Genomic DNA, 22,746 nt, shown 5'->3' with positions numbered 1-22,746 from the left:
CGCCGCTGGTGTCGGGGGCGCCGGGCGGGCCGGCGCGGGACATGGTCGTGAACCGTTCCGGTCCTCAGCCCCGGCCTCGAACCGCATCCGCATGAATTCCGCCCCGCCTGTCCGCAGCGGTGCTCGCCCGGCCTCGCCACGCTACCGCCGAATCGCGACGCACCGCTCCAGGCCGAGGATCTGCGGCCCACCACCGACATTTCGTGGTGGCTGCCCGCCCTCACCCTGACCGCCCGACGACGGATCGCGCATGGTCGTACGAGCCCGCGCCCTCCTCTCCGAAGAGCCCGAACTCCTCATACGGGTCCCGGCCGGTACGGCCGACCGGTCCCCCGCGCCGCAGATCGAGAGTCACTCTCCGTGGTAGAGGCGGGGCAGGTCGATCAGTTGAATCGTGGGGTCGTTCTTTGCGAGGTGATTCAGCTCATCGGTGAAGCCGGTGCCGCTGAAGCAGTAGAGCCTCGTTGCCTCGGTAGCCGTGCCACTCCTGGTCAGGAGGGAACGGATGTGCCGGAGGCGTTCCAGGTGGCCGGCTCCCATCACGTCACTCCACTTCGCTTCGCCGATGGCGAGCAGCACCTGACGACCCTCTTGGCTCTCGCCGTGGACTGCGACGTCGACCTCGCGGCTGGTCCTGGCAGCCGGGTCGTTGACGGTTCCGCCGGCGACGCGTGTGACGTGTCCTCCCTGGGTGTGGGGTGCCGCATGCCAGCGGGCCCATTCCCGGCAGACCTGCTCGAAGTGCGGACCGACGACTTTGCTGCGGAAGGTGGACTGGGCTCGGCGCCATACGTCGGGCGCCCGCCCGGGGCGTTCCAGATCACCCCAGGCCGGGCGCATGACCGCGTGGTAGAAGGTGACGAGCGGTTCGGCGATGCGGTAGGCGGAGCGGTTGCGGCGAAAGGCATCGGCTTCGTGGGTGATCAGGCCGACGCCCTGGAGAACGCTCAACGGGTGGGCGAGGTCGGTGGACTTGCGCCCCAGATAGTCGGCGATGCCGCCACGAGCCGCGTTACCCGCGGCAATGGCCGCCAGTACCGAGTGATACAGCGCGGTGTCGTGGAGTTCGGGCTCCTCGGCGAGAAGATAGCGGGCCTCCCGGAAGAGCGGACGCGCCGGGTTGAGCACGGCGCGGATGACCCAGTCGTCGAAGTCGTCCGGCCCGGCAGGGGTGTCCCCCTGAGTGAACTCACGCCGGTAGGCAGGCGTGCCGCCGACGATGGCATTGGTCAGCAACGCCGTGCGCGGGTCGTCGATCTGCCAGAACTCGGCAGCGAGCCGGAAGTCCAGGGTCGGGACCACGAGTTCGAGGCCGGCTCGGCCACGCAGCGGAGCATTGCCGGACAGCAACCGGCCCATGAACGACAGCGCGGAACCGCACAGCAGCAGACGCACGGGAGTGTTGGTGTGCTGGGCAGCAGGGTCCAGAGCGCGCTGGATGATCGAAGGCAGGGAGGGAGATGCCTTGGCGAGGAAGGGGAACTCGTCGATGACCGCCACGGTGGGGCCGCCCGCGTCGGCGATGCGCATGAGTTCCGCGACCGCCTCGTCCCAGTGCGCGAAACGGAACGGAGTGGGCTGCCCGCGATAACGGGCCAGTGCCTCACCGAACTGGCGTAGGGCGTCGGCCTCGGTGGTCTCGGTGGCGGTGAACATGAAGCCGCCACTGGCACGAGCGACGGCGTCGAGCAGGAAGGTCTTGCCCTGCCGGCGGCGACCGGAGACCACACCCAGCGTGGCCCGCGGGCCCGGCAGGGTGGCGAACCGGGTCAGCTCGGCCCATTCGAAGACACGATCGAACATCTCGGCGGGCTTGTCCACAGCACCAGCTCCCACATATAGATGCACTTATTATAGCTGCACTTATTTGTCACTTCCCCAGTCGATGCGCCCATTGAAGGATTCCGGCCCGTTTCACGGCCCTTCCGGGTTCGCGCCGCTGGGCCGCCCTGCGGCTCTTCCGGCCGGGTGGGGTTCGGTCGGGGTGGACCGCGTCAACTGACGCGGCGGATCGTACGCGGGCGGCGGAGCCCCCGAGACTACGACCGCGCACCTCGCGCGTACGGCACCCACCCCGGACGGGGCATCCGCACGCACGCCCCGGGGGAACCACACCGCCACAACCTCCGACCTACGCATTGCGCGTGCGCAGGTCGACCGCCGCAGTCCAGTCCGGACGACGCAGCATGAATGACAGAAACCCCAGGTCAGAGACCTGACCTGGGGTTCAAAATGAGCCGCCTTCGGGATTCGAACCCGAGACCTACGCATTACGAGCTCAAGATCAATCGTGATGATGGGTTCCAGTCGGCACCGGCAAGTGACAGAACATGCAGGTCAGAGCGTTTCGCAAGACTCGTTGATGTCAGCCGGTGCCGACTACTCCAGAGCGGTCCGGCCTCACCACGGCCTCACAATGGCCGCACCGGAGCAGGCTCCGAGCCTCACCTCGGGGGAGTAAGACACCGCGCCCGAGCGGCCGACGTGAGGCCGCGGGAACGGCGAAGGGGGCCGCACGGATCACCGTGCGGCCCCCTTCGCCGACTCATCCCGCCGCCGCGCTCGGCCCGTCCTTCTGCTGCGGCTCGTTCGTCCTGTCGCCCGATGCGGGGGGAAGGGCGTTCAAGACGAGTTCGAGAGCGAGGGCGCCGGTATCCGTGATGTGCCGATCGTCGATCAGGATGTGCCGATCGGCAGCATCGGCGGCGCCGGCTGCTGGTGCTGTGTTGTCGAGTCGGGTACGGCGGACGCGGAACAAGATGCCCCCCCCTTGTGGCATGGCGGAGCCAAGCGCTCGAACATATGTCCGAGGCAAAGGCTCACTCACACTACCGCCACAAACACCGCAGGTCACGCGACTACGACACGCCGTCACCGCCACCCTCGGGCAGGATGCGCAGGTTCCCGAGGCCGAGCTCCTTTAGCTTTTCTTGGAGAACGGGCAGATCATGCGGATTTGTTCCTTCCGCGTAGGCGACGACGACCGTCGCCCCCGGCTTGCTCGTGCGCAGCTTGGCCACGTCGAGGCCGGTCCACTCGGCGGACGCAGCAGCCTGCACGGTTTCGAGGGGTAGGCCGGTCGCCGCCGCGACGGCGCCGACGATCCATCGCTCGCGCCGGTACCCCTCCCCACTGGCGATCTTCGGCAGCGTGTTGTGCGCGATCTTCTGTCCGGTCTCCGGGTCTACGGCTCGGGCCGACAAGCTGCGCAGGTTCTCACCTGGCTTATCGATCGCCGCACGGACGATGTCACGCAGCAGGGTCACGGGCCGCTCGGCCTCGCCCGTACCGGGGCGTATGGAGGTGTCGTTCTCCGACACGGTCTCATCTCCGTTCTTGTCGCAGAACGCGAACAACCTCATCTAACCAGCGATCTAGGCCGGTTGCACACCTCGGAACTGCGTTGACGTTGGGTTTCTGCCCTGCGTACGTTGTTCTTGTTCGTGAACACGAACAGATATTCGACGCCTCCGGGGGTCTCTTCGGTGCCGTCTGTTCGAGTTCGTCAACAAAGGTCAGATGGGGGATCTAGTGACCGTCAAGTTCATCGCGGGGCCGCCGCCCGCGCGGCAGAAGAACACCCGGCACGCGCTGCTCGTCGCGCAGCTCAAGGCGCACCCGAACCAGTGGGCCGAAATCCAGGAGAAGGCGACGGGCGCCCGAGCGGCTGCTGCTGCACAAGCCATCCGGTCGGGACAGCTCACGTCGTACGCGCCGGCCGGCGCCTTCCAAGCCATCGCGCGGACCGTCGTCGAGAACGACGTCGCCCGACACGTGGTCTACGCGCGGTACGTCGGCGCCGGTCAGTGACCGGGCGCCGCACCGCCACCCCGAGCACCGCATGATCTGCGATTTCTGGGACGGCGCAGCCGGCACCTACTGCCGCGCGATCGGAACCCGTCGCTACATCGTCGGCCATCGCTGCCCCAAGCACACACCCGCCGCCCTCGCCGGACGCCCCGAACCGCCGGGCGACCCGACTCCCTTAAGGAGACGCACCGTTGAGCCTCGCCGCGACGGATTGGGTTTGGGCCCGGTCCGAGAGCCGAGGCGCCGCCCGTCTGGTTCTGCTCGCCATCGCTGATCGGGCCGGCGCCGACGGCGTCGCCTACGCCGGTACCGCCTCGCTCATCCGGCGCACCCGCGCCGCTCGATCCACCGTCCGTACCGCCGTCGACGCCCTGCTCGCCTCGGGCGAGCTCGACATCGTCGAGGGCCGTACCGGGCCCAGTGGCGAGACCGTCTATCGTCTGCCGCTCCTCGACCACGAGGGGGCCGAGGATCGCCCCGGGCCGGACATCGCCCCGGGCCGGACAGCGACCCCCGGGGGGCCGGTGAGCAGCCCCGGAGAGGGCCGGACGTCGGCCCCGGGGGGAGCGGATACCGGCCCGGGGGCGGGCCGAGGATCGGCCCCCGGGGGGCCGGAAACCGGCCCCCAGAACGTACCTACTTACTCACCACCACAACAGCAGCAGCCGCGCGCGAGCTCGGCCGCTCTGATTCCCGAACTGCGCCCGCTCGACGACGCCCTCGCCGCGGCCTCGATCACCGTCCGGTGGTCACTCGGCCTCGGGGAGCAGCGCGACGTCTACCGGCTGACGCAGCGGCACGGCGTCGAGACGCTCGTCGACCTCGCCGCCCGTCGCACCACACCGGGCGAGGCCCCGAAAGCGGCCCGCTACTGGCTCAAGGTCTGGTCCGACCTCGACCGCCCGTCGAGCTCGTCGCCGCGACCGCAGCCATCGACCGCCGCCTACGCCGACAACTTGGCCGCCGGCCTCGCCCTGCTCAACGCACAGAAGGAGAGCACCCCATGAACGAGCAGCAGATCGCCGCCCTGTTGGCGTTCGCCGGAACGCTCGACTCGCGGGTGCGCCGCGCGCTCGCCGACCCTCAGCAGTCCGCCCGCACCATCTCGGAGTGGACGGCCGCCGTCGCCGACGTGCCGGCCACCATGTCCGATGTCGGATGGGACGCCGCCCGCGCGACCCGCCGCTACTACGAACAGCGCGGCGGCGACCGCTCGGCGCAGTTCCGGCCGATCGAGCCGCACGACCTGCTCGCCGCATGGGGCCCGTACCGGACCGAGCTCATGAACCGCCACACCGACCCGGTGCCCAACGTCGACCCCGACAACGTCGCCGCATGGCGGGCCGAACTGCTCGGCACCCGGGCGGCAGTTGCGACCGGGCACACCGCGCCCGCGCAGTACCGCGCGGAGATCGACCACGGCGGGCAGAAACGTCTCGCCGCGCTCATGTCCGGTGTCGGCACCGGCCCACGCCGGTACATGCCCGCGCACGTCGCGGCCGAGCTCGCGCGCTTCCGCCCGGCTCGTGCGCACCGCGAGCAGCTCGTCGCCGAGGGCATCCCCGACCCGTTGTCGGTGCGCTGCCCGTACTGCCTCGCCGAGGTCGACGAGCGTTGCCAGTCGAGCTTCCGCAACCGCGGCAAGGGGCGACGACCGCTCTCGGGCGTCCACCCGTCGCGCGTCGAGGCCCTGCTCGCCGAGGCCGGCGACAACGGCCAGGCCGAGGCCGAGCAGATCAGGCTCGCCCGGATCATGTGCCAACCGCCCGCACCGCGGCGAGACACCCGAGCCCGGCACACCACCGGCGGGGGCGAGGCCCGATGATCCCGCCTGCCGCTCGCGCCGTGATCGCTGCCCACCTGACCGACGAGCTCGACGTGCACCCTCACCTCGCGACCGTCGTCGTCGCCTCGCTCGCCGACCGCCTCGCCATCGAGGGATGGCACATGACGACGAGCTACCCCGCGCGACCGGTCGCGCCTCGCGCGCGGGAGGCCCCACGCGCTCGGCGCTCCCTCGCCCGGCTGCTGCGCCGTGCCCGAACGAACGGAGAGACCGCCCCGTGAGCCCTGCTCTGCTCGCCCTCGCCGTCGTGCTCGCCCTCGCCCTCGGCGCGGCCCTGGCCTACTCGGTCCGGATCGACGACCGCCTCGACCGCGAGCTGCGCCGCCTCGACCGCAGCCCCTGCTCGACCACCTGCACCGCCTGCTCGACGACGCGCCGAGCCGAGAACGGAGAGACGAACCGATGAACACCCACACCCGGACACGATCGCGGCGCGGCCGGACCCTCGCCCGCGAGGCAGCGCGCGAGGACCGACGCACAGCCCTGCACCTGCTGCTCGCCCGCGCCGACCGAGGCGCACTCACCCGCGAGGACGCCGCGCACCTGCGCGCCCTGGCCGAGGCCGAGATCGCCGAGTGCGACACCTTCCGACGGTCCGCCGGCGGACAGCAGTCGGCCGCACTCCGACTGAACCGCCGCATCGACGCCGCCGAGCAGGCCATGCGCGAGATCGAGACCGAGCGCGACGAGTACGCCGCCGAGGCCGAGGCCCTGCGCGTGGCAGCAGACAAGGGGGAGCAGTGAGTTACACACAGGCTGTGCACGAGACCGTGCGCGCCCTGCGCACCATCCGGGGCCAGTGGGCGGCACTGCTGCTCGCGATCGAGACGCCCCCGGCGGATCACTGGCCACCGAGGCAACTCGCGCACACCATGCGCGAGGGCGACGACGAGCTGCTCGTCGAGGACCGGGCGCCGCTCGTGCTGCGCGAGCACCCCGCCCCGCTCAACCTCGGCGCCCTCGACACCGGGCGCGCGGTCGAGCGACTGATCTTCGACCTTGCCGACACCCTCGCCGCCGCCGTGCAGCGGACCGAGCAGGGCGACCCCCGGACATGGGAGAGCGCCAACCCGAGCGCGCCGGACAGTCGGCGCACGGCCGGATCGCGGGCGCATGGGCTGCATTGGGCGTGCGTGTGGATCGAGGGGCGCGTGCAGGATGAGGACACCGCCCCCGAGCACGAGCTCGACGGCGCCCTCGCTGCCCCGGCGTTCGAGGTGCTGCCGCTGTACCTGCTGCACGAAGCGCGGCGCACGGCACGGCTCGCCGAGGCCCGGGTGCTGCGCGCCCTCGGCCTCGACCGGCGCGAGACACCCCTGCCCGAGCCGTGCCCGTGGTGCGCCTGCGAGCTCACCCTGCACAGTGCCCCCGACGGGCCGCCGAGCATCACGTGCGCGGGCGGGCGAGGCTGCTCGGCGCCCGTCCCGCTCGACGGCAGGGAGCGCGCGCGGGTGTGGGAGTGGGACGACCTCCCCGAACTGATCGCCGCGCTCGGCGTGGACATCCCTCGCGCCGCGTAGCCCCCGGACAGGTTGGGCGTCAGCGGACCCGCCAAAGTCCAGCAGGGGCGCCCCCTCGCCGGGGCGCCCCCTCTTGACAGATTCGATCGATCTCGCCGACGCCAGCGCCGCTACTGGCATTGGCGCTACAGGGTTGCGTCGTTATCGATCCGTGACCTATAGTCGGTGGCGCCTTCGGCGTGCCCGGAAACTCGGACCGCTACGGGGCGAGGCGATCAACCCCGCCGACCGTGCGGAGCAACTCAGTGATGTCCAACTGAAGTTGGTTGTAACGATCCTCGTCGGCCTGATTGTCAACGAAGCCTTGCATACTGCCGCTCATCTCCAGCCCCAGCGCTTCCACTTCGTCGTAGTCAGCCAAGAGCGCTGCCTGCCACACCTCGGTTTCGTTCACGGGGTGGAAGCGCTCATCCTTCATGGGGACCATCGATAGTTCCTCTGCCGCGCGCACATCCAACGCCCCGAAGATGGTCACCAGATGACGGTGGACTCTCACCCTTTGTTTGGGGGACAGGTTCCATGCGTGCGTGACCATGTCACAGAGAATCCGCGCCCTTTCTTGCGGGCGAAGGAAATCACCCGGGTACGACTTCTGAGCCTTGTAGTGATGCCACTGAAACGCCAGGTGAGCCCGCAACTTGACGACTTCACCACGCAACGCCAGCAGGGCCGCAGCCCGATCCTTACCGATCTCTTGCCGATGACTCACATACGGCGCCAAGAAGTAGGCAGCGGCGGCGCCAGCCAGGGCACCGGTTCCGATCTTGATAACAAGATCCCAAAAAGTGCTCACCCGATCAGTATGCCTGCGAAGTTGCGCGCCCGTGAGTACTGCCGAGGAGGTGAGCCGTCCTGCCGGAGCCGATCCGTGACCGCGACCGAGCGGCAGTTCGCCGCCTGCACGCCGAGGGAAAGTCCCGTAACCAGATCGCCCGTGAGCTCGGCCGCGGCGCCGCCACGGTCTCTAAGATCGCCGCCGCCGAGGGGCTCGCGTTCTCCGGCGGGGCGCGGGTCGCCGCCGCGACCGAGGCGCGCACGGCGGACGCCGCCGCCCGCCGCGAGCAGCTCGCCGACGACGCCCTCGACGGCGCCCTCGCGCAGGTCGAGCGGGTCGGCGTCGCCGACTCTGCCCGCGACGCCCGCGACTACGCCACCGCCGCCCGCGCGCTCACCGAAGTGCACGCCAAGGTCGCCGAGCTCGCCCGCAGCACCAAGACCAGCAGCGCCGGCGGAATGCTCGACCGCCTCGCCGACGCCCTGCTCGGCCCGCAGGACGGTGCACCGGACGGGAGGTGATTCCCTCGGCGGGACACCTCTCCGACAAGCAACTGCGCTCGATCCGCGAGGCCACGGCCCGTATCAACTTGTGGCACGGGTCGGTGCGCTCCGGAAAGACGATCTCCAGCCTGTTGCGCTTCCTGCTCGCCGTGCGGCGGGCGCCCGCCTCGGGGCTCATCCTGATCGTGGGACGGTCGCTCGCCACGATCGAGCGGAACGTGATCGAGCCGCTTCAAGACCCCGAGTTGTTCTCGGACACCGCGGCCGAGGTCCACCACACCCGCGGCGCCACAACAGCCGTGATCCTCGGCCGAGTTGTCCACCTGATCGGCGCGAGTGACTCGCGGTCCGAGGGCCGGCTGCGAGGACTGACCGCATCCGTCGCATACGCCGACGAGGTCACGCTGCTGCCGGAAGCGTTCTTCACGCAGCTACTCGCCCGACTGAGCGTCGCCCGCGCGATCCTGATCGGCACCACCAACCCCGACGGCCCGCGGCACTGGCTCAAAGCGAAGTACCTCGACCGGCAGCACGAGCTCGACCTCGCTTCCTGGCACTTCAAACTCGCCGACAATCCCGCCCTGTCACCGGCCTACGTCAAGGCACTGTCCGCGGAGTACACCGGACTGTGGCGGCGCCGGATGATCCTCGGCGAGTGGGTCGTCGCCGAGGGCGCGATCTACGACATGTACGACGAGCAGCGGCACGTCGTCGACGAACTGCCCGAGATCCATCGCTATTGGGTCGGCGTGGACTACGGCACGAGCAACCCGTTCTCGGCGATCCTGCTCGGCCTCGGCACCGACGGCCGGCTGTACGCGGTGAGTGAGTGGCGACACGACGCCCGAGCCACCCGCCGGCAGATGACCGACGCGCAGTACAGCCGCGCCGTCCGCGCGTGGATCGCCGAGCAGGGCGTGCGGCCCGAGTGGACGTTCATCGACCCGAGCGCGGCGAGCTACTCCACGCAGCTATGGGCCGACGGGTACCCGAACGTCGCCCGTGCCAATAACAGCGTGCTCGACGGCATCCGCAGCGTGGCGAACGCCCTCGACGCCGGCGCGCTCCTGGTGCACCGCTCGTGTGAGGGACTGCTCGCCGAGTTCCCCACGTACGTATGGGACGACGCCGCCGCGGCCCGCGGCGAGGACCGCCCCGTAAAGCAGGACGATCACTCGCTCGACGCGCTGCGGTACGCGGTGCACAGCACCGTGCACGAGTGGCGCGGACTGCTGACGACCGCCGCCTGATCACTCCCCCATCACCCCGCCCGGGGCGCCTCGCCGCGCCCCGGGCCCGAGCACACCGAGGGGGTGATCGCGTGCCCCCTTCCCTGACCGACCGGTTCCTCGACAAGGTCGCCCCCGGCCCGCTCGGGTGCTGGGACTGGACGGCTCACGTCAAGCCCAACGGGTACGGGCAGTTCAAGGTCGCCGGCCGCCCGCAGTACGCGCACCGTGTCGCCTATGAGCTCGTGCGGGGGCCGATTCCCCGCGGGCTCGTGATCGACCACCTGTGCCGCCGGCGCCACTGCGTCAACCCTGATCACCTCGAAGTGGTCACCACCCGGACCAACATCCGGCGAGGGATCAGCCCCGCCGCGCGTCGGGCGCGTCAGACGCACTGCGCCCGCGGGCACCGGTTCAACCGCGCGAACACCTACCGCGCCCCGAACGGCACCCGGCACTGCCGGCCGTGCGCGGCGCGGCGGGCCCGAGACCGACGGCGGGGGGTGAGCTGTGCCCCTGCCTGACAACGGCACGCCGTGGCCGCCGCCGGCCCTCGCTCGGCACTACGCCGAGGTGCGGGTCGATGATGCTTGGTACTCCGGCGACCGCGACAAGCTCGCCACCGTCTACCGCGACGCCCCGCGGCGCCGCGACGGCCGGCGCCGCTTGTGGGGACGCGACCGGGCCGAGCAGCCCTGGGCCCCCGATCACCGGCTGCACATCCCCTTGCCCGGCGACATCGCCACCGCGAGCGCCGATCTGCTGTTCAGCGAGCCGCCCGAGTTCACCGTCGAGGACACCGCTACGCAAGACCGGCTCGACGAGCTCGCCGCGGCCGACGGCATCGCGAACACCCTGCTTGAAGCGGCCGAGGTCGCCGCCGCGCTCGGCGGCGTGTACCTGCGCGTCACGTGGGATCGCTCGCTCGCCGGCCGGCCGCTGCTCACGACCGTGCACCCCGACGCCGCCGTGCCCGAATGGCGCTGGGGGCACCTCGCCGCCGTGACGTTCTGGCGCGAGCTCGCCGCAGACTCGGTCACGGTGTGGCGCCACCTCGAACGGCACTCCCCGGGCCGGATCGAGCACGGGCTCTATCAGGGGTCGGCCGAGAGCCTCGGCGTGCGGGTGCCGCTCACCGAGCACCCCGAGGTCGCCGCCCTCGCCGACTCGCTCGGCCCGGACGGCGACGCGATCGAGACCGGTATCGACCTGCTGACTGCCGCCTACTGCCCCAACATCCGGCCCCACCGCAAGCACCGCGGCTCGCCGTTCGGGCGCAGCGACTACAGCGCTCCCCTGTACGACTTGTTCGACGCGCTCGATACGACATGGACGTCATGGATTCGCGACCTGCGGCTCGCCCGCGCACGGCTGCTCGTCCCCGACGGGTACCTGCGCGACCACGGGCCCGGACGCGGCGCGAGCTTTGACGACGACCGGGAAATCTGGACCCTTCTCAACATCCCGCCGACCGAGCAGGGCGGCGCCGGAATCACCCTGAACCAATTCGAGATCCGAGTCGACGAGCACGAGCGCACCTCGACCGCGATCACCCGGCAAGCCGTGATGAGCGCCGGATATTCCGCGGCGACGTTCGGGCTCGGCGACCAGGGCGCCGCGCTCACAGCGACCGAGATCAAGGCGCGCGAGCGAAAGAGCATGATCACCCGGGGGAAGAAAGTCAGGTACTGGTCGCCGCCCGTCGCCGACATGCTGTACGTGCTGCTGCTCCTCGACCGGGCATTGTTCACGCCGCGGATCGTGCCCGAGCGGCCCCGTGTCTCCTTCGGCGACTCGATCACCGAGGACGCATCCTCGCTCGCGCAGACCTTGACGCTCCTCCAGCAGGCGCAAGCGGTCTCGGCCGAAACGCGCGTGCGGATGCTGCACCCCGAATGGGACGCAACCGCAGTGCAGGCCGAGGTCGACCGCATCCTGACCGAGACAGGCGCCGCGGTACCTGACCCCATGCAGGCCGGAGCCATGCCCTAGCTGGACCTCGTCAGTCCGCCTCGCCCAACTGAAATACCTTACGCCAGTCACCTGTACGTTGCTTTTCGTAGAGCTCCTCCCAGTCCATCCTCAACGCCTCATCAGGAACATGATGATCGAGCGTAGCGGAATTTCGGATTACCTCCCTTCGAAATCGCTGTGCCGCTTCCAGGTACATGTCGGACACCGGAGGCTTGAAGGGCCACCAGCACATAACAGAGAGGGCGAACTCAACATCAATGGGGTACATCGCCCGACCCAGAAGGGCCGCCCTCCGGTTCCCTAGATGCACCCCTGCCTCAAGCACCTGAGGGACGAAGCGAGCTTCCATTTCATGGCCCAGCACACCCTCAAATGCCTTGATCGCTTCGACGGGAAGACCACTAGAAATGTCCACGATCCACTTCCTTCACACTAGACAAGCATGGATGTCGTGACGGCCGAAACCCCCCACAGTAGCCGATAACCGGCCACGAGCAGGAAGAACAACTGAGCGCCATAAAGAATCCCGACGTCTTTCCTTCGCGCAACGTCTTCCTTTGGCCCACGAATTGCGGCAGCGAAAAGCACATAGACGCCCGAGAACAGGGATAGAAAAAGCCAAAATGCAGCCATGAAGAAGTCTGCAATGGCGTTATCCGGGAGGGCAAACGCACCACTCCCCGCACTCAACTGGACCGCCAACACCGAGACAGGAAGGAGAATCCCCACAACAGTAAGGCCGCCACCCGCCGCACCACGCAAGGAATCTGCATATTGGGCTAGATCGCGAGTCCTCTTTGGAGATTTGGATTTCACTACCACGTACACCTGAAAACCCAGGAGGATAGCAAGCACAGCGACATCAACCCAAGACCATGGACGGTCGAAGGCAGCCCTCCAAATAGATTCCCCCCCAGGATCATTTCGCGTAAGCAACAGAGTTCACCTCCCGTCCACGCAGGCATCAAATCACTTCAGCCCTGATTGCCTTCCAGGACACGCAGAGGCTCCACCGACTGGGGGATGAATACTTGCCCGCTTCGCCATGGATGGCAGAGGATCTATCGCACCGAATTACCACGCTGTACGCGGACGCCGAGCAGCGACTGCTCGGCGTCGTCGCCCGGCAACTTGCCGACGGGTACGACGCCCCCGGGTGGGCCGTGGCCAAGCTGCGGGACATCCAGCCGCTACGCCGCGCAGCGCAGGGCGTCGTCGACGCGCTCGGTACCTCCCTCGACCTTGAGGTGTTCTCGGCCGTGACCGAGGCGTACGACCTCGGCGCACGGGCCGGCCTCGCCGAGCTCGGCGCCCTGTCGGATGACGACGCCCGGCGGATCGCCGACACCACCCCCAACACCCGGGCCGTTGACCGGCTCGCCGCAGAAACCGTCGAACTCGTCACCGAGACACACCGCGGGATTCTGCGCGGCGTCGAGGACGGTTACCGGCAGATCATCAGCGAAGTGTCGGCGACACCGATCCTCGGCATCGACACCCGCCGGCAGGCCACGCAGCGCGCGCTCGAACGGTTCGCCGACCGGGGCTTGCGGACGTTCGTCGACAAGGGCGGGCGTGCATGGCAGATGACGAGCTATGCCGAGATGGCCGTGCGGACCGCCGTCGGGCGGGCCGCGGTCGAGGCGCACGGCGACAAGCTGCGCGCCGCCGGCGTCGGTCTGGTCATCGTCTCCAACGCCCCGCACGAGTGCCCCCTCTGCGCGCCGTTCGAGGGTGAGGTGCTCAGCCTCGACGGACCGGGCGGCGCCCGGACGATCGAGGCCAAGCACGCCATCGAGGACGGGCGCACCGTGCGGGTGCACGTCGCCGGCTCTCTCGACGAAGCACGTCGGCGGGGGTTGCAGCATCCCAACTGCCGCCACTCGACGAGCGCTTACCTGCCCGGGGTCACCCGGGCCCCGGTCGAGCACTCCGAGGACCCGAACGGGTACGAAGCCTCACAGCGGCAGCGTGCGATCGAGCGCGCTATCAGGAAGTGGAAGAACCGCGCCGCCGTCGCCACCACACCCGAGGCCAAGCGCGCGGCCGAGGCGCGGGTGCGGCAGTGGCAGGGCCGGATGCGCGAGCACCTCGCCGCGCATCCCGAGCTCATCCGTCGCCGCGAGCGCGAGCAGCTCGGCGCGGGCAACCTGCCGCCGACGGGGGGCACCGCCGGCCGCCCGGGGACGCCGAGCGGCCCCGGGTCGGACACGTTCGAGGCCGCGCGGGTACGGGCCGGCGACGAGCGCACCCTGCCCGAGCTCACCGACGAGCAGCTCGGCGCCGCGATACGGCCCGGAGTGCTCGACGAGCGCAACCTCGGCCGTATCGGGGCCGAGGCCGACCGGCGCGACGAGCAGGCCCTGCTCGACCGCATCCGCCCCGGCGGGCGCATGGTCGACAGCCTCGCCGAGTTCAGCGACGACGAGCTCGCTCGCGTCGCGCTGCTGCTCGACGACGACGGGCTGCTGCGCGACATGGCCGAGGCCGACCGGCGCGACATCGACGCCGCCATGCCCGGCGTGCGCGGCGACCTTGTCGGCATGTCCGAGCAGGCCCTCGCCACCCGCGCACGGCACGTGCCCGAGGACCGGCCGGCGATCGGCGCCGAGATCCACCGTCGCCGCCTGCTCGACGCGCTGTTTCCCGGCGGGCGCCTCGCCGGCGACCTGGCCGAGCTCGGCGACGAGCTGCTCGTGTGGGGCATCCGCTACGCGCGCCCCGAGGACGCCGAGCGGATCGCGGCCGAGATCGACCGCCGGCACCCGCCCGCCCCGCCGCCGCCCGCGGCGGGCGCGACGGTCGCCGACACGCTCGCCGCTCGCGAGGCCCTCGACGACGCCATGCACCCGATCCGCCTCGACGACCCGCCGCCGGCCGATCCCGACGACTGGGGGCCCCACGGCGCAGACATCGAGCGCGGCCCGGATGGCACAGAGCACATGTCCGCCACCGAGCGTTGGGTGTTCGAGCGCGAGCTCGAAGCACGGGCCGCGCGCGACGCCTACAGCCGCGACGAGATACGCGAGATGTACGAGGAACACATCTACGTGCAGTGGCTCGCCGCGGAGGACTACAGCAACGGCTATTTGCTCAACCGGAAGGCGCGAGCCGCCGGCGTCGACCCGCGAACGTTGTTCAAGGGCCCGGCACATGTGGCGTACGCCCGCGCGAGCGAGGAACTGATCAGGTTTTGGGAAGAGGTCTCCCCCCGGGTCACCCTTGCCGAGTTCACCGAGCAGGTAACCGGCGTGCGGACCGGGGCCGGCGAGACCGCCCGGAGCGCTCGCGAGAACCAGCGCCGCAAGTTTTAGGGGGTGATCCGTTGGGATTCCGCGAGGCCGCGCTGCGCGCCCGCCGGGACGGCGCCGACGCCGCACGAGCAGGACGGCCGCCGACCGACGCCCCCCGGTACAACGACCCGCGGCTGACTGTCGCTTGGGTCCGCGGCTACGCCGTAGGTTCCCAAAACTCGCCGTCGAGGATCTCTTCGTAGTGCCGCTCCCTCGCCGCAGGGCGAAGGTATCCGTAAGCGTTGATTCTCGGATGGGTGGTGCTCTCCATCCGGCGAACTGCGCCATCGGTGTAGCCGCTGGACGAGAACAACACTCCCTTGTCTGCTGCGACGTCCAGCAACTTGCCGAGGAACGCCTCGACCTCGGCGACCCCGACGGGGCGCCCGTGGTCCTTGCACTCGACCACGATCAGGATTTCCTCGCCGGCGACTTTGCCACGCGCCAAGACATCAATCTGGCGCAGCTTCCCGCTGCGCCCTCGCAACCGTTGGTCATGCTCGACGGTCGCGAGCGGATCGCTCCGGCGGACGACCTCGGCGACGAGCAACTCGAACTCTCGCCATGAGGCTTCTGAACTCCCACGCGCAGCCAACTCAGTCACAAACCCCGACCGTACTTTGCCCCGCTGACACTTTGGAGGGCGTATCCATGCCCGAGCACATCCCCGACACCGCTCTGCCGGTCCACCCGCGCACGGGTGAGGCCGCCCTCGGCTTCCGCCGCGACGGTCGCCCGATCTGGCCCATCAAGGGCGGCTCGGGCGAGGGCGGCGACCCTGCCGGCCTGCCTGCCCCGCCGGTCGGCGACCCGAACCCTGCACCGCCCGCCCCGCCGGCCCCGGACCCCGTCGGCGAGCAGCAGCTCGCCGACGCGACCGCGCGCGCCGAGCAGGCCGCGGCCGAGCGCGACGAGCTGCGCGCCGCACTGGACGCCGTGACGCGCGCGCTCAACCCCAACGGTGGCGAGGCCGAGCAGGACCCCGCCGCCCTGGCCGCCGCGGTCGCCGAGCGCGACCGGCTGCTCTCCGAGAACGGGTCCGCGCTCCGCTCGGCCCGCGTCGAGCTCGCCGTCGCCCGCGTCGCCGCCGACCAGGGCGCCCGCGGCGACCGCCTGCTCAACTCCCGCTCGTTCCTCGCCTCGGTCGCCGAGCTCGACCCCGCCGACAAGGGGTTCGGCGACGCGCTCACCGCGGCGATCACAGCCGCAGTCGAGGCCGACCCCGAGCTCTACCGCGCCACGCCGGCCGGACCACCGCGCGGGGGCGGCGAGTTCAACGGCCCGCCCGTCGGCGACCGCCGCGCTACCTCCCTGCACGACGCCGTCGCCGCCCGGATGAGCGGCGCCTGAACCACCTAGGAGAATCCTTTGCCTACCTCTCTTACCGAGGCACGGAACAACGCGCAGGACGACGTCGACGTGCAGGTGATCGACGAGTTCCGCAAGTCGAGTGACATCCTCGACCGCCTCACGTTCGACAACGTCGTAAGCCCGACCGGCGGCGACACCCTCACCTACGGATACCGCCGGCTGATCACGCAGCGCTCGGCCGACTTCCGCCCGCTGAACACCGAGTACACGCCCGCCGAAGTCAGCACGCAGCGGTACACCGTCGATCTCGTGCCGCTCGGCGGGTCCTTCCAGATCGACCGGGTGATCGCCCGTATCGGCCCCTCGGCCTCGGGCGCCGTCACCCTAAACATGCAGCAGCTCATCAAGGCGAGCCGTGCGAAGTTCGCCGATGCCGTGATCAACGGCGACAAGGCAGTCGAGACGAACGGGTTCGACGGTCTGTCGAAGATCCTCACGGGGTCGAGCACCGAGTATCTGCCGCTGAACAACGGCGTCGCCGAGGGATACGTCGACTGGACGGCGATCAACGACAAGGCGAGCGCGCTCGCCGCGCAGCGCCACGTCGACGACTGGCTCGCCACCATGGATGACGCCCCGGATGTCATCTACGGCAACCGCAAGACCCTGTCTCTGTTCAAGACCATCGCGGCGTGGACCGACCAGCTCGACAAGGGCACGGACGCTTTCGGGCGCCCGGTCAACGCGTACAACGGGATTCAGCTCGTCGACCTCAAGAGCAGGGCCGGCTCGAACACGGACGTGATCGAGCTCGTGACCCGCGACCCGGACGGCGCCGGCGCCGGCGGGAACGTCTCGGGCCTCGGCGACCTGTACGCCGTGCGCTACGGGCTCGACGGGTTCCACGGGGCCTCGGTCGGGGGCGGCTCGCCGCTCGTGAACACGTGGCTTCCCGAGTTCGACCGGTCCGGCGCCGTCAAGGTCGGCGAGGTCGAGATGGGTCCGGTCGCCCCGGTCCTCAAGGCCACCCGCGCGGCTGCTGTGTTCCGCAACATCAAGAGCGCGTGAGGGGGCCGGACATGACCACCATGCGCATTACCGCCCCGGTCGACGACTTCACCGGCGAGGGCCCCGGCGGCGTGCCGTTCGTCGACGGCACGGCCACCACCAGTGACCCGGCAGTGATCGGGTACTGCCAGGGGGCCGGATACGACGTGCAGCCCCTCGACCACGATCCGCCGGACGACGAGCAGCCCACCGGACCGGACGGCCCGCCGAACGACAAGTCGGCGGGCCGTTCTGCTGCCCGAGCCAAGAGGGGGTGATCGTGGCCCGACAGCCGTACACCACACCCGAGCAGCTCGCCGCATGGCTCGGGACCGCGGCACCCCCGGACGCCGAGCGGCTGATCGCGCGGGCCGGCGAGGACATCGACAGTGCGCTACTGACCGCGATCTACCCAGTCGACGACGACGGCGACCCGCTCGACCCCGAGATCGCCGCCGCGCTCGGCTCGGCGACGTGCGCGCAGGTCGAGTATTGGCTCGCCGCCGGCGACGACGGCACGGGCGCCGCGGGCAAGTGGGACTCAGTCTCGATCGGACCCGTCAGCCTGTCCGGTCGCGCCGCCTCGGCCGCGGGCGCGTCCGGCGTCGAGCTCGCTCCCCGCGCGGCTCGCACGCTGCGCCGCGCCGGCCTCGAACCGGGCCGGGTGATGGCATGGTGACCCGCGTCCCGCCCTCCCTGCTCCGCCACCGGATCGGCGTCGAGCCCTACCTCGGCGACGGCGCGTACCGACCGACGTACGGGCCGCCCGCCGAGCACTCCGCACTCGTCGGCGAGGCCGTGCGCATGGTGCGCGCCCCCGACGGCCGCGAGGTCACCAGTACCGCGCAGATCATCGCCGCCCCCGATCTGGACTGTCCGCCGGGGTCGCGCGTGACGCTGCCGCGCGGCCGGATCACGACCGCGATCAGTACGGCAGTGCATACCGCCCCGGGCCTCCCGGTGCCTGCGTCAACGGAGGTGATGTGTGAATGAGCCGCACCCGTCTGCGCTGGAACGGCGACGCCGCCACGGGCGCGATCCGCGAGGCCGCGGCCCGGGGTCTGCTGCTCGGCGCCGAGCACGTGCTCGCCGCGAGCAGGCAGCGCGTGCCGATCAACGAGGGCACCCTCGAACGCTCCGGCGCGACCTCGGTCGACGAGTCAACCATGACGGCCGCCGTCAGCTATGACACGCCGTACGCCCGCCGCGTGCACGAGGACTTGAACGCCCGGCACGCGCCCGGACGGACCGCGAAGTACCTCGAAAGCGTTCTGCCCGAGACCTCGGCCGAGGTGCAGGCCCTGATCGCCGCGCAGATCCGGCGCGCGCTGCGATGACCTACACCGTCGACCTGCTCGACGGTCTCGCCCGCCTGCTGCACGACGCCGGCCTCGGCACCTACCGCACCGACGGCCCGTACGTGGCGGGCGAGACCGCGATCACGGTTTCCGCGCTTCCCCCCGCTCCCGACCGGTGCATCTGCCTGTCCGCATATCCGGTCGCCGACTCCCCGGTGCTGACCGACACGACCACCGGGATTCAGGTGCGCACCCGCGCGGGCGCCGACCCGCGCGAGGTCGACGCCCTCGACGACCAGGTGCACGAGCTGCTGCACGCGTCCGGACCGCACCGGTTCGGTGCCGTCCCCGTGCAGCTCGTCTATCGCGTCTCGGCCGCCCCGATCGGCGCCGACTCCTCGGGCCGCTGGGAGCGGACCGCCAACTACTACGCCCGCGCGCACCGCGCGCACCCCAACCTCGAATAGGAGGCGCCGTTGAGTACGCCGACGCCCCCGGCCGAGACCGTGACCGCGCTCGCCCGCAGGTACCGCCTTGAGCTGGACATGGGCACCGCGCCCGAAACCCCGGTGTGGACGCTGGTCCCCGGGGTCACCGAGTTCACTCCGAAGATCGACCCGACGCAGCAGGAGGTGACCACCTACGACGCCGAGGGGTGGAGCGAGCAGGCCGTGACCATGCTCGCGTGGTCGATCGAGACCACCATCGCGCACCGCGCGCACCCGACGACCGGCGTGTTCAACGCCGCGCAGGAAGCGCTCAGGAAGGCCGCGCGGTCCTTCGGGGCGGCGTCGTACGTGCGGGTCCGCTACTACGACCGGACCGGCGCCGCAGACGCGCAGGAAGGCACGGCACTGGTGACGTGGGAGCCCGACGGGGGCGGCCCGGATGCGGTCGACACGATCAAGGTCACGCTTACCGGGTCCGGCCCGTTGACCGAGATCGCGAATCCGGTCGCCGGCGCCGGCCTGCTCTCCGTCGAGGCCAAGACGCTCGGGGGTGATGCGTAGTGGCGTTCGAGGCCCTCGACGAGCTGCTCGACGAACGGCTCGAACTCCCCATCGGCGGGCGCCTGTACACCGTCGACGCCCCGTCGGCCGAGATCGGTCTGCGCACGCAGGCCCTGATCAACGCCGCCGCCGTCGCGGCCGATGGCGGACGCGCCGACGAGCAGGTGCTCGGCGACGCCGCCGAGCGCGACCTCTACCGCGAGGTGCTCGGCGCTGCCCACGATCAGATGGTCGCCGACGGCGTGAAGTGGCCCGCGCTCAAGCACGCAGCGATCACCGCCATGGTGTGGATCGCGCAGGACAAGACGGCCGCCGAGCGCTATTGGAACGCGGCCGGCGACCCTTCTCGTCTGGCCCCGAACCGGGCGGCCCGCCGGAACCGATCGGGTGCGGCGAGCTCGACCCCGTCTCGGGGCTCTACGAGTGGTACGAGTACCCGCCCGGCGCGGCCCCGAGGAAACAGCAAGGGCCGCAAGCGTCGCTGACGTGGGCGCAGATCCTCGCCGAGTGGCCGCTCGTCGAGGCCGATCTGCACGAGGTCTACGGCATCGACCTAGGCACCCCGGGCCTGCTGCGCGCCCGGTCGTGGCGATGGCTGCGGGTGCGCGTGCTTGCCCTGCTCTCCGCCGAGTCCCGCCTCGCGCGGGTCCTCACTCCTCCGCCTGACCCCTCCCCGTCGGGGGGCCGAACCGCTGGGAGGTGAGGCCCCATGGCGCTCATGGTGGGCGAGCTCGCCGCCACGGTAACGATCGACGACTCGGGCGCCGTATCCGGGATGAACCGCGCCCGCGCTGCGGTGCAGTCGGGCGGCGACCGGATCGCCGCCGACGCCGAACGCAGCGGCGACCGCGCGGGCGAGGGGCTCGGCGACGGTCTCGCCGACGGCGCGGCCGACGGCGCCGACCGGGCGTCGTCCGGCATCGAGACCGCCATGAAGGGGATCGCCGCCGCCGCGATCGGCGCGGCGATCGGCGGCGCGCTCATGGCCGGGATCGACAAGGCCCTCGACCAAAGCAAGATCCCCGGGACGTTGCAGGCGCAGCTCGGCGCGACCGGCCCGGTCGCCAAGACCTACGGCCAGGCCGCGGGCGATCTGTACGCGGGGGCGATCGTCGACTCGGTCGAGGACGGCGCCGAGATCATCAAGGGCATCGCCCGAAACGGTCTGCTGCCGCCCGAGGCGACCCGAGGCCAGGTCAAGACGCTTGCGACGCAAGTCGCGAGCGCTGCCTCGGTTATGGGCGAGGACGTGTCCAAGGTGTCTCGTGCCGTGGGCACGATGATGAAAAACGGGCTCGCCAAGAACGCGCAGGAAGCGCTCGACGTGCTCGTGCGCGGCTCGCAGAACGGCGTCGACGTCGCCGAGGATCTCCTCGACACGTTCGCCGAGTATCCGACGGAATTCCGGCAGCTTGGCCTCGATGCTCAGACGTCCATGGGGCTTTTGCAGCAGGGGCTCAAGGGTGGCGCGCGGGACGCCGACTCGGTCGCCGACAGCTTGAAGGAATTCACCCTTCAAGCGCAGGGGATGAGCGACGCGACGGCGACCGCCTTTACGGACCTCGGATTTTCTGCCGACAAGATGCAGAAGGTTTTTCAAGAGGGCGGGCCGGAAGCGGCAAAGGCTCTCGATCAAGTTCTCGACAAACTGCGCGGTGTCAAGGACCCCGCAAAGCAGAGCGAGATCGCGCTCGGTCTCTTCGGAACCAAGTCCGAGGACATGCAGCGCGCGCTCTACTCGCTCGATCCGTCCAGCGCGGTAAAGGCACTCGGCGACGTCAAGGGCGCCACCGACGCCGCCGGCGACGCCATGCACGACAATGCGGCGACCAAACTCGAAGCGTTCAAGCGCGGCATAGAGCAAAAGCTCGTCGGCGTGCTCGGGACTTATCTCGTTCCGGCGCTTGAGACCGCCGCCGACTGGATCGGCGACGGAGGGCTCGGCGGCGCGCTGCGCGCGTCCGTCGGGTGGATCTCCGAGCACTCGACGGCGCTCTCGATCGCCGCCGGCGTGATCACGGTCCTGATGCTGCCGACGCTCGTCGCGCTCGCCACGACCGCAGCGACGACGACCGTCGCGGTTGTGACCGGATGGGCCACGCAGACCGCCGCCGGCGTCACCGCAGCAGCCCGGTTCGTGCTGCTCAACGCGACGATGCTCGCGGGTTGGGTGGCGCAGGGCGCGGGGGCCGCCGCGGCTGCTGTGCGGGTGGTCGCGTCGTGGGTGCTGATGGGGACGCAGTCCCTGATACAGGGCGCCCGGATGGCTGCGGCATGGCTGCTCGCCATGGGCCCGATCGCGCTCGTGATCGCTGCCGTGGTCGGCATCGTCGCCCTGATCGTGGCCAACTGGGACACGATCGTTTCCGCCACAAAGGCCGCGTGGGATTGGGTCTGGGGAAAGCTGCAATGGGTCGGGCAGAAGATCCTCGACTTCTTCCTCAACTGGACTTTGGTCGGCCTGATCATCAAGCATTGGGACTCGATCAAGTCGGGCACGGTCCGCATTTGGAACGCCACGGTCGATTGGGTCAAGGGCATTCCGGGCCGGATCGTTGACTTCTTCCTCAACTGGACTTTGGTCGGTCTCATCATCAAGCATTGGGACTCGATCAAGTCGGGCACCGTCCGCAAAGCCGGGGAAATGCTTTCGTGGGTGCGCGGGCTCCCGGGGATGATCGCCGGTTACTTCGGCAACTTCGGCTCGATGCTCTACGACAAGGGCCGCGATCTGATCACGGGCCTGTGGAACGGCATCAAGGGCATGGGCTCTTGGCTGCGTTCGACCCTGATGTCATGGGCCAAGAATCTGATTCCGGGCCCGATCGCAAAGGCGCTGGGAATTCATTCCCCGTCGCGTCTCATGCGCGACAAGATCGGCAAGTTCATTCCTGCGGGAATCGTCGAGGGCATCAAGGCGGGCGCACCGGCCGTCGACCGAACGATGCGCAATCTCGTCTCGGTTCCCGCCGCGCCGCAGTTCGCCACGGCCGGGGCACCCGCCAACGGCGGTGCGGCGTCGGGCGGTTGGGGCGCGACCGTGCACATCGAGAACTGGCACGCCGGCGAGGCGACCGCCGATCAAACGGCGGTCGCGCTCGCATGGCACGCCAAGGGCAGGGGGTGACCG

The 22,746-nt window shown here is 70.2% G+C and carries 29 protein-coding genes; 21 read left to right on the top strand and 8 right to left on the bottom strand.

Annotated elements, in window-relative coordinates; translation table 11 throughout:
• Positions 1–351: 351 nt before the first annotated feature.
• The 3 genes from ACSLTV_RS06455 to ACSLTV_RS06445 form a co-directional block, all read right to left on the bottom strand.
• Positions 352–1,803 (bottom strand): AAA family ATPase, encoded by a 1,452-nt coding sequence (locus ACSLTV_RS06455; RefSeq protein WP_435611822.1) that lies wholly within the window; start codon positions 1,801–1,803, stop codon positions 352–354.
• A 742-nt stretch (positions 1,804–2,545) separates the two neighbouring features.
• On the bottom strand, positions 2,546–2,758 hold the full coding sequence (locus ACSLTV_RS06450; RefSeq protein WP_435610283.1) for a hypothetical protein: 213 nt from the start codon (positions 2,756–2,758) through the stop codon (positions 2,546–2,548).
• A gap of 100 nt (positions 2,759–2,858) precedes the next feature.
• Positions 2,859–3,320, bottom strand: coding sequence for a hypothetical protein (locus tag ACSLTV_RS06445; protein ID WP_435611794.1), 462 nt, complete (start codon positions 3,318–3,320; stop codon positions 2,859–2,861).
• A gap of 211 nt (positions 3,321–3,531) precedes the next feature.
• Between ACSLTV_RS06445 and ACSLTV_RS06440 the strand changes: the two genes are divergently transcribed.
• The 7 genes from ACSLTV_RS06440 (at position 3,532) to ACSLTV_RS06410 (ending at position 7,176) form a co-directional block, all read left to right on the top strand.
• Positions 3,532–3,810 (top strand): hypothetical protein, encoded by a 279-nt coding sequence (locus ACSLTV_RS06440; RefSeq protein WP_388517339.1) that lies wholly within the window; start codon positions 3,532–3,534, stop codon positions 3,808–3,810.
• Between the two features lie 191 nt (positions 3,811–4,001).
• Complete coding sequence (locus tag ACSLTV_RS06435; protein WP_435611793.1) at positions 4,002–4,817, top strand: hypothetical protein; 816 nt, start codon at positions 4,002–4,004, stop codon at positions 4,815–4,817.
• Positions 4,814–5,635, top strand: a complete 822-nt coding sequence (locus tag ACSLTV_RS06430; protein WP_435611792.1) for a zinc finger domain-containing protein — start codon at positions 4,814–4,816, stop codon at positions 5,633–5,635. The genes ACSLTV_RS06435 and ACSLTV_RS06430 overlap by 4 nt, the downstream gene beginning before the upstream one ends.
• A gap of 20 nt (positions 5,636–5,655) precedes the next feature.
• Positions 5,656–5,877: a hypothetical protein gene (locus ACSLTV_RS06425; RefSeq protein WP_435611791.1), complete on the top strand. Its 222-nt coding sequence runs from the start codon at positions 5,656–5,658 to the stop codon at positions 5,875–5,877.
• Complete coding sequence (locus ACSLTV_RS06420) at positions 5,874–6,062, top strand: hypothetical protein (RefSeq protein ID WP_435611790.1); 189 nt, start codon at positions 5,874–5,876, stop codon at positions 6,060–6,062. The genes ACSLTV_RS06425 and ACSLTV_RS06420 overlap by 4 nt, the downstream gene beginning before the upstream one ends.
• Positions 6,059–6,400 carry a hypothetical protein gene (locus ACSLTV_RS06415; protein WP_435611789.1) on the top strand — a complete coding sequence of 114 codons (342 nt, stop codon included), beginning with the start codon at positions 6,059–6,061 and terminating at the stop codon, positions 6,398–6,400. The genes ACSLTV_RS06420 and ACSLTV_RS06415 overlap by 4 nt, the downstream gene beginning before the upstream one ends.
• Positions 6,397–7,176, top strand: coding sequence for a hypothetical protein (locus ACSLTV_RS06410; protein WP_435611788.1), 780 nt, complete (start codon positions 6,397–6,399; stop codon positions 7,174–7,176). The genes ACSLTV_RS06415 and ACSLTV_RS06410 overlap by 4 nt, the downstream gene beginning before the upstream one ends.
• A gap of 199 nt (positions 7,177–7,375) precedes the next feature.
• Here ACSLTV_RS06410 and ACSLTV_RS06405 read toward each other — a convergent pair whose 3' ends face one another.
• The gene (locus ACSLTV_RS06405) at positions 7,376–7,969 is read right to left on the bottom strand and encodes a hypothetical protein (protein ID WP_435611787.1); all 594 of its coding nucleotides are present in this window, start codon (positions 7,967–7,969) and stop codon (positions 7,376–7,378) included.
• Positions 7,966–8,358, bottom strand: coding sequence for a hypothetical protein (locus ACSLTV_RS06400; RefSeq protein ID WP_435611786.1), 393 nt, complete (start codon positions 8,356–8,358; stop codon positions 7,966–7,968). The genes ACSLTV_RS06405 and ACSLTV_RS06400 overlap by 4 nt, the downstream gene beginning before the upstream one ends.
• A 113-nt stretch (positions 8,359–8,471) precedes the next feature.
• Here ACSLTV_RS06400 and ACSLTV_RS06395 point away from each other — a divergent pair, with 113 nt between their 5' ends.
• From ACSLTV_RS06395 to ACSLTV_RS06385, 3 genes are all read left to right on the top strand, one after another.
• Complete coding sequence (locus ACSLTV_RS06395) at positions 8,472–9,704, top strand: PBSX family phage terminase large subunit (protein WP_435611821.1); 1,233 nt, start codon at positions 8,472–8,474, stop codon at positions 9,702–9,704.
• Positions 9,705–9,775: 71 nt separating this feature from the next.
• Positions 9,776–10,207 carry an HNH endonuclease signature motif containing protein gene (locus ACSLTV_RS06390; RefSeq protein ID WP_435611785.1) on the top strand — a complete coding sequence of 144 codons (432 nt, stop codon included), beginning with the start codon at positions 9,776–9,778 and terminating at the stop codon, positions 10,205–10,207.
• Entirely contained in the window at positions 10,194–11,675 is a 1,482-nt protein-coding gene (locus ACSLTV_RS06385; RefSeq protein ID WP_435611784.1) for a phage portal protein, read from the top strand. Before ACSLTV_RS06390 ends, ACSLTV_RS06385 begins: the two co-directional genes overlap by 14 nt.
• Positions 11,676–11,685: 10 nt before the next feature.
• On the opposite strand, the gene ACSLTV_RS06380 is transcribed toward ACSLTV_RS06385, so the two are convergent.
• Positions 11,686–12,072 (bottom strand): hypothetical protein, encoded by a 387-nt coding sequence (locus ACSLTV_RS06380; RefSeq protein ID WP_435611783.1) that lies wholly within the window; start codon positions 12,070–12,072, stop codon positions 11,686–11,688.
• A gap of 17 nt (positions 12,073–12,089) precedes the next feature.
• Positions 12,090–12,485: a hypothetical protein gene (locus ACSLTV_RS06375; protein WP_435611782.1), complete on the bottom strand. Its 396-nt coding sequence runs from the start codon at positions 12,483–12,485 to the stop codon at positions 12,090–12,092.
• A gap of 221 nt (positions 12,486–12,706) precedes the next feature.
• Between ACSLTV_RS06375 and ACSLTV_RS06370 the strand changes: the two genes are divergently transcribed.
• A complete protein-coding gene (locus ACSLTV_RS06370; RefSeq protein WP_435611781.1) occupies positions 12,707–14,971 on the top strand; it encodes a phage minor capsid protein in 2,265 nt (754 codons plus the stop codon).
• A gap of 136 nt (positions 14,972–15,107) precedes the next feature.
• Here the strand turns inward: ACSLTV_RS06370 and ACSLTV_RS06365 are convergent, their stop codons facing one another.
• Positions 15,108–15,554, bottom strand: a complete 447-nt coding sequence (locus tag ACSLTV_RS06365; RefSeq protein WP_435611780.1) for a restriction endonuclease — start codon at positions 15,552–15,554, stop codon at positions 15,108–15,110.
• Between the two features lie 47 nt (positions 15,555–15,601).
• Here ACSLTV_RS06365 and ACSLTV_RS06360 point away from each other — a divergent pair, with 47 nt between their 5' ends.
• From ACSLTV_RS06360 to ACSLTV_RS06315, 10 genes are all read left to right on the top strand, one after another.
• The gene (locus ACSLTV_RS06360) at positions 15,602–16,300 is read left to right on the top strand and encodes a hypothetical protein (protein ID WP_435611779.1); all 699 of its coding nucleotides are present in this window, start codon (positions 15,602–15,604) and stop codon (positions 16,298–16,300) included.
• Positions 16,301–16,318: 18 nt separating this feature from the next.
• Positions 16,319–17,329: a major capsid protein gene (locus ACSLTV_RS06355; protein ID WP_435611778.1), complete on the top strand. Its 1,011-nt coding sequence runs from the start codon at positions 16,319–16,321 to the stop codon at positions 17,327–17,329.
• A gap of 11 nt (positions 17,330–17,340) precedes the next feature.
• The gene (locus ACSLTV_RS06350; RefSeq protein ID WP_360455566.1) at positions 17,341–17,586 is read left to right on the top strand and encodes a hypothetical protein; all 246 of its coding nucleotides are present in this window, start codon (positions 17,341–17,343) and stop codon (positions 17,584–17,586) included.
• Positions 17,587–17,588: 2 nt separating this feature from the next.
• Positions 17,589–17,987 (top strand): hypothetical protein, encoded by a 399-nt coding sequence (locus ACSLTV_RS06345; protein ID WP_381148980.1) that lies wholly within the window; start codon positions 17,589–17,591, stop codon positions 17,985–17,987.
• Positions 17,981–18,301: a hypothetical protein gene (locus ACSLTV_RS06340; RefSeq protein WP_435611777.1), complete on the top strand. Its 321-nt coding sequence runs from the start codon at positions 17,981–17,983 to the stop codon at positions 18,299–18,301. Before ACSLTV_RS06345 ends, ACSLTV_RS06340 begins: the two co-directional genes overlap by 7 nt.
• On the top strand, positions 18,298–18,645 hold the full coding sequence (locus ACSLTV_RS06335; protein WP_380833322.1) for a hypothetical protein: 348 nt from the start codon (positions 18,298–18,300) through the stop codon (positions 18,643–18,645). Before ACSLTV_RS06340 ends, ACSLTV_RS06335 begins: the two co-directional genes overlap by 4 nt.
• Positions 18,642–19,073 carry a minor capsid protein gene (locus ACSLTV_RS06330; RefSeq protein ID WP_380833323.1) on the top strand — a complete coding sequence of 144 codons (432 nt, stop codon included), beginning with the start codon at positions 18,642–18,644 and terminating at the stop codon, positions 19,071–19,073. Before ACSLTV_RS06335 ends, ACSLTV_RS06330 begins: the two co-directional genes overlap by 4 nt.
• Positions 19,074–19,082: 9 nt before the next feature.
• Positions 19,083–19,616, top strand: a complete 534-nt coding sequence (locus tag ACSLTV_RS06325; protein ID WP_360455548.1) for a phage tail tube protein — start codon at positions 19,083–19,085, stop codon at positions 19,614–19,616.
• Positions 19,616–20,101 (top strand): DUF7426 family protein, encoded by a 486-nt coding sequence (locus tag ACSLTV_RS06320; RefSeq protein WP_380833325.1) that lies wholly within the window; start codon positions 19,616–19,618, stop codon positions 20,099–20,101. The genes ACSLTV_RS06325 and ACSLTV_RS06320 overlap by 1 nt, the downstream gene beginning before the upstream one ends.
• A gap of 224 nt (positions 20,102–20,325) precedes the next feature.
• A complete protein-coding gene (locus tag ACSLTV_RS06315) occupies positions 20,326–22,743 on the top strand; it encodes a phage tail tape measure protein (RefSeq protein WP_435611776.1) in 2,418 nt (805 codons plus the stop codon).
• Positions 22,744–22,746: the final 3 nt, after the last annotated feature.

It is taken from the genome of Streptomyces sp. bgisy159 (assembly GCF_965341775.1).
Classification (GTDB): domain Bacteria; phylum Actinomycetota; class Actinomycetes; order Streptomycetales; family Streptomycetaceae; genus Streptomyces.
Note: the sequence above shows the minus strand (reverse complement) of the source record. Positions and strands in the feature narration are given on the sequence as shown.

Coding starts and splice junctions, on each gene's coding strand:
- ACSLTV_RS06455 (WP_435611822.1), bottom strand. CDS start 1,803: ATGTTCGATCGTGTCTTCGAATGGGCCGAGCTGACCCGGTTCGCCACC.
- ACSLTV_RS06315 (WP_435611776.1), top strand. CDS start 20,326: ATGGCGCTCATGGTGGGCGAGCTCGCCGCCACGGTAACGATCGACGAC.
- ACSLTV_RS06430 (WP_435611792.1), top strand. CDS start 4,814: ATGAACGAGCAGCAGATCGCCGCCCTGTTGGCGTTCGCCGGAACGCTC.
- ACSLTV_RS06360 (WP_435611779.1), top strand. CDS start 15,602: ATGCCCGAGCACATCCCCGACACCGCTCTGCCGGTCCACCCGCGCACG.
- ACSLTV_RS06350 (WP_360455566.1), top strand. CDS start 17,341: ATGACCACCATGCGCATTACCGCCCCGGTCGACGACTTCACCGGCGAG.
- ACSLTV_RS06330 (WP_380833323.1), top strand. CDS start 18,642: ATGACCTACACCGTCGACCTGCTCGACGGTCTCGCCCGCCTGCTGCAC.
- ACSLTV_RS06335 (WP_380833322.1), top strand. CDS start 18,298: ATGAGCCGCACCCGTCTGCGCTGGAACGGCGACGCCGCCACGGGCGCG.
- ACSLTV_RS06415 (WP_435611789.1), top strand. CDS start 6,059: ATGAACACCCACACCCGGACACGATCGCGGCGCGGCCGGACCCTCGCC.
- ACSLTV_RS06370 (WP_435611781.1), top strand. CDS start 12,707: ATGGCAGAGGATCTATCGCACCGAATTACCACGCTGTACGCGGACGCC.
- ACSLTV_RS06340 (WP_435611777.1), top strand. CDS start 17,981: ATGGTGACCCGCGTCCCGCCCTCCCTGCTCCGCCACCGGATCGGCGTC.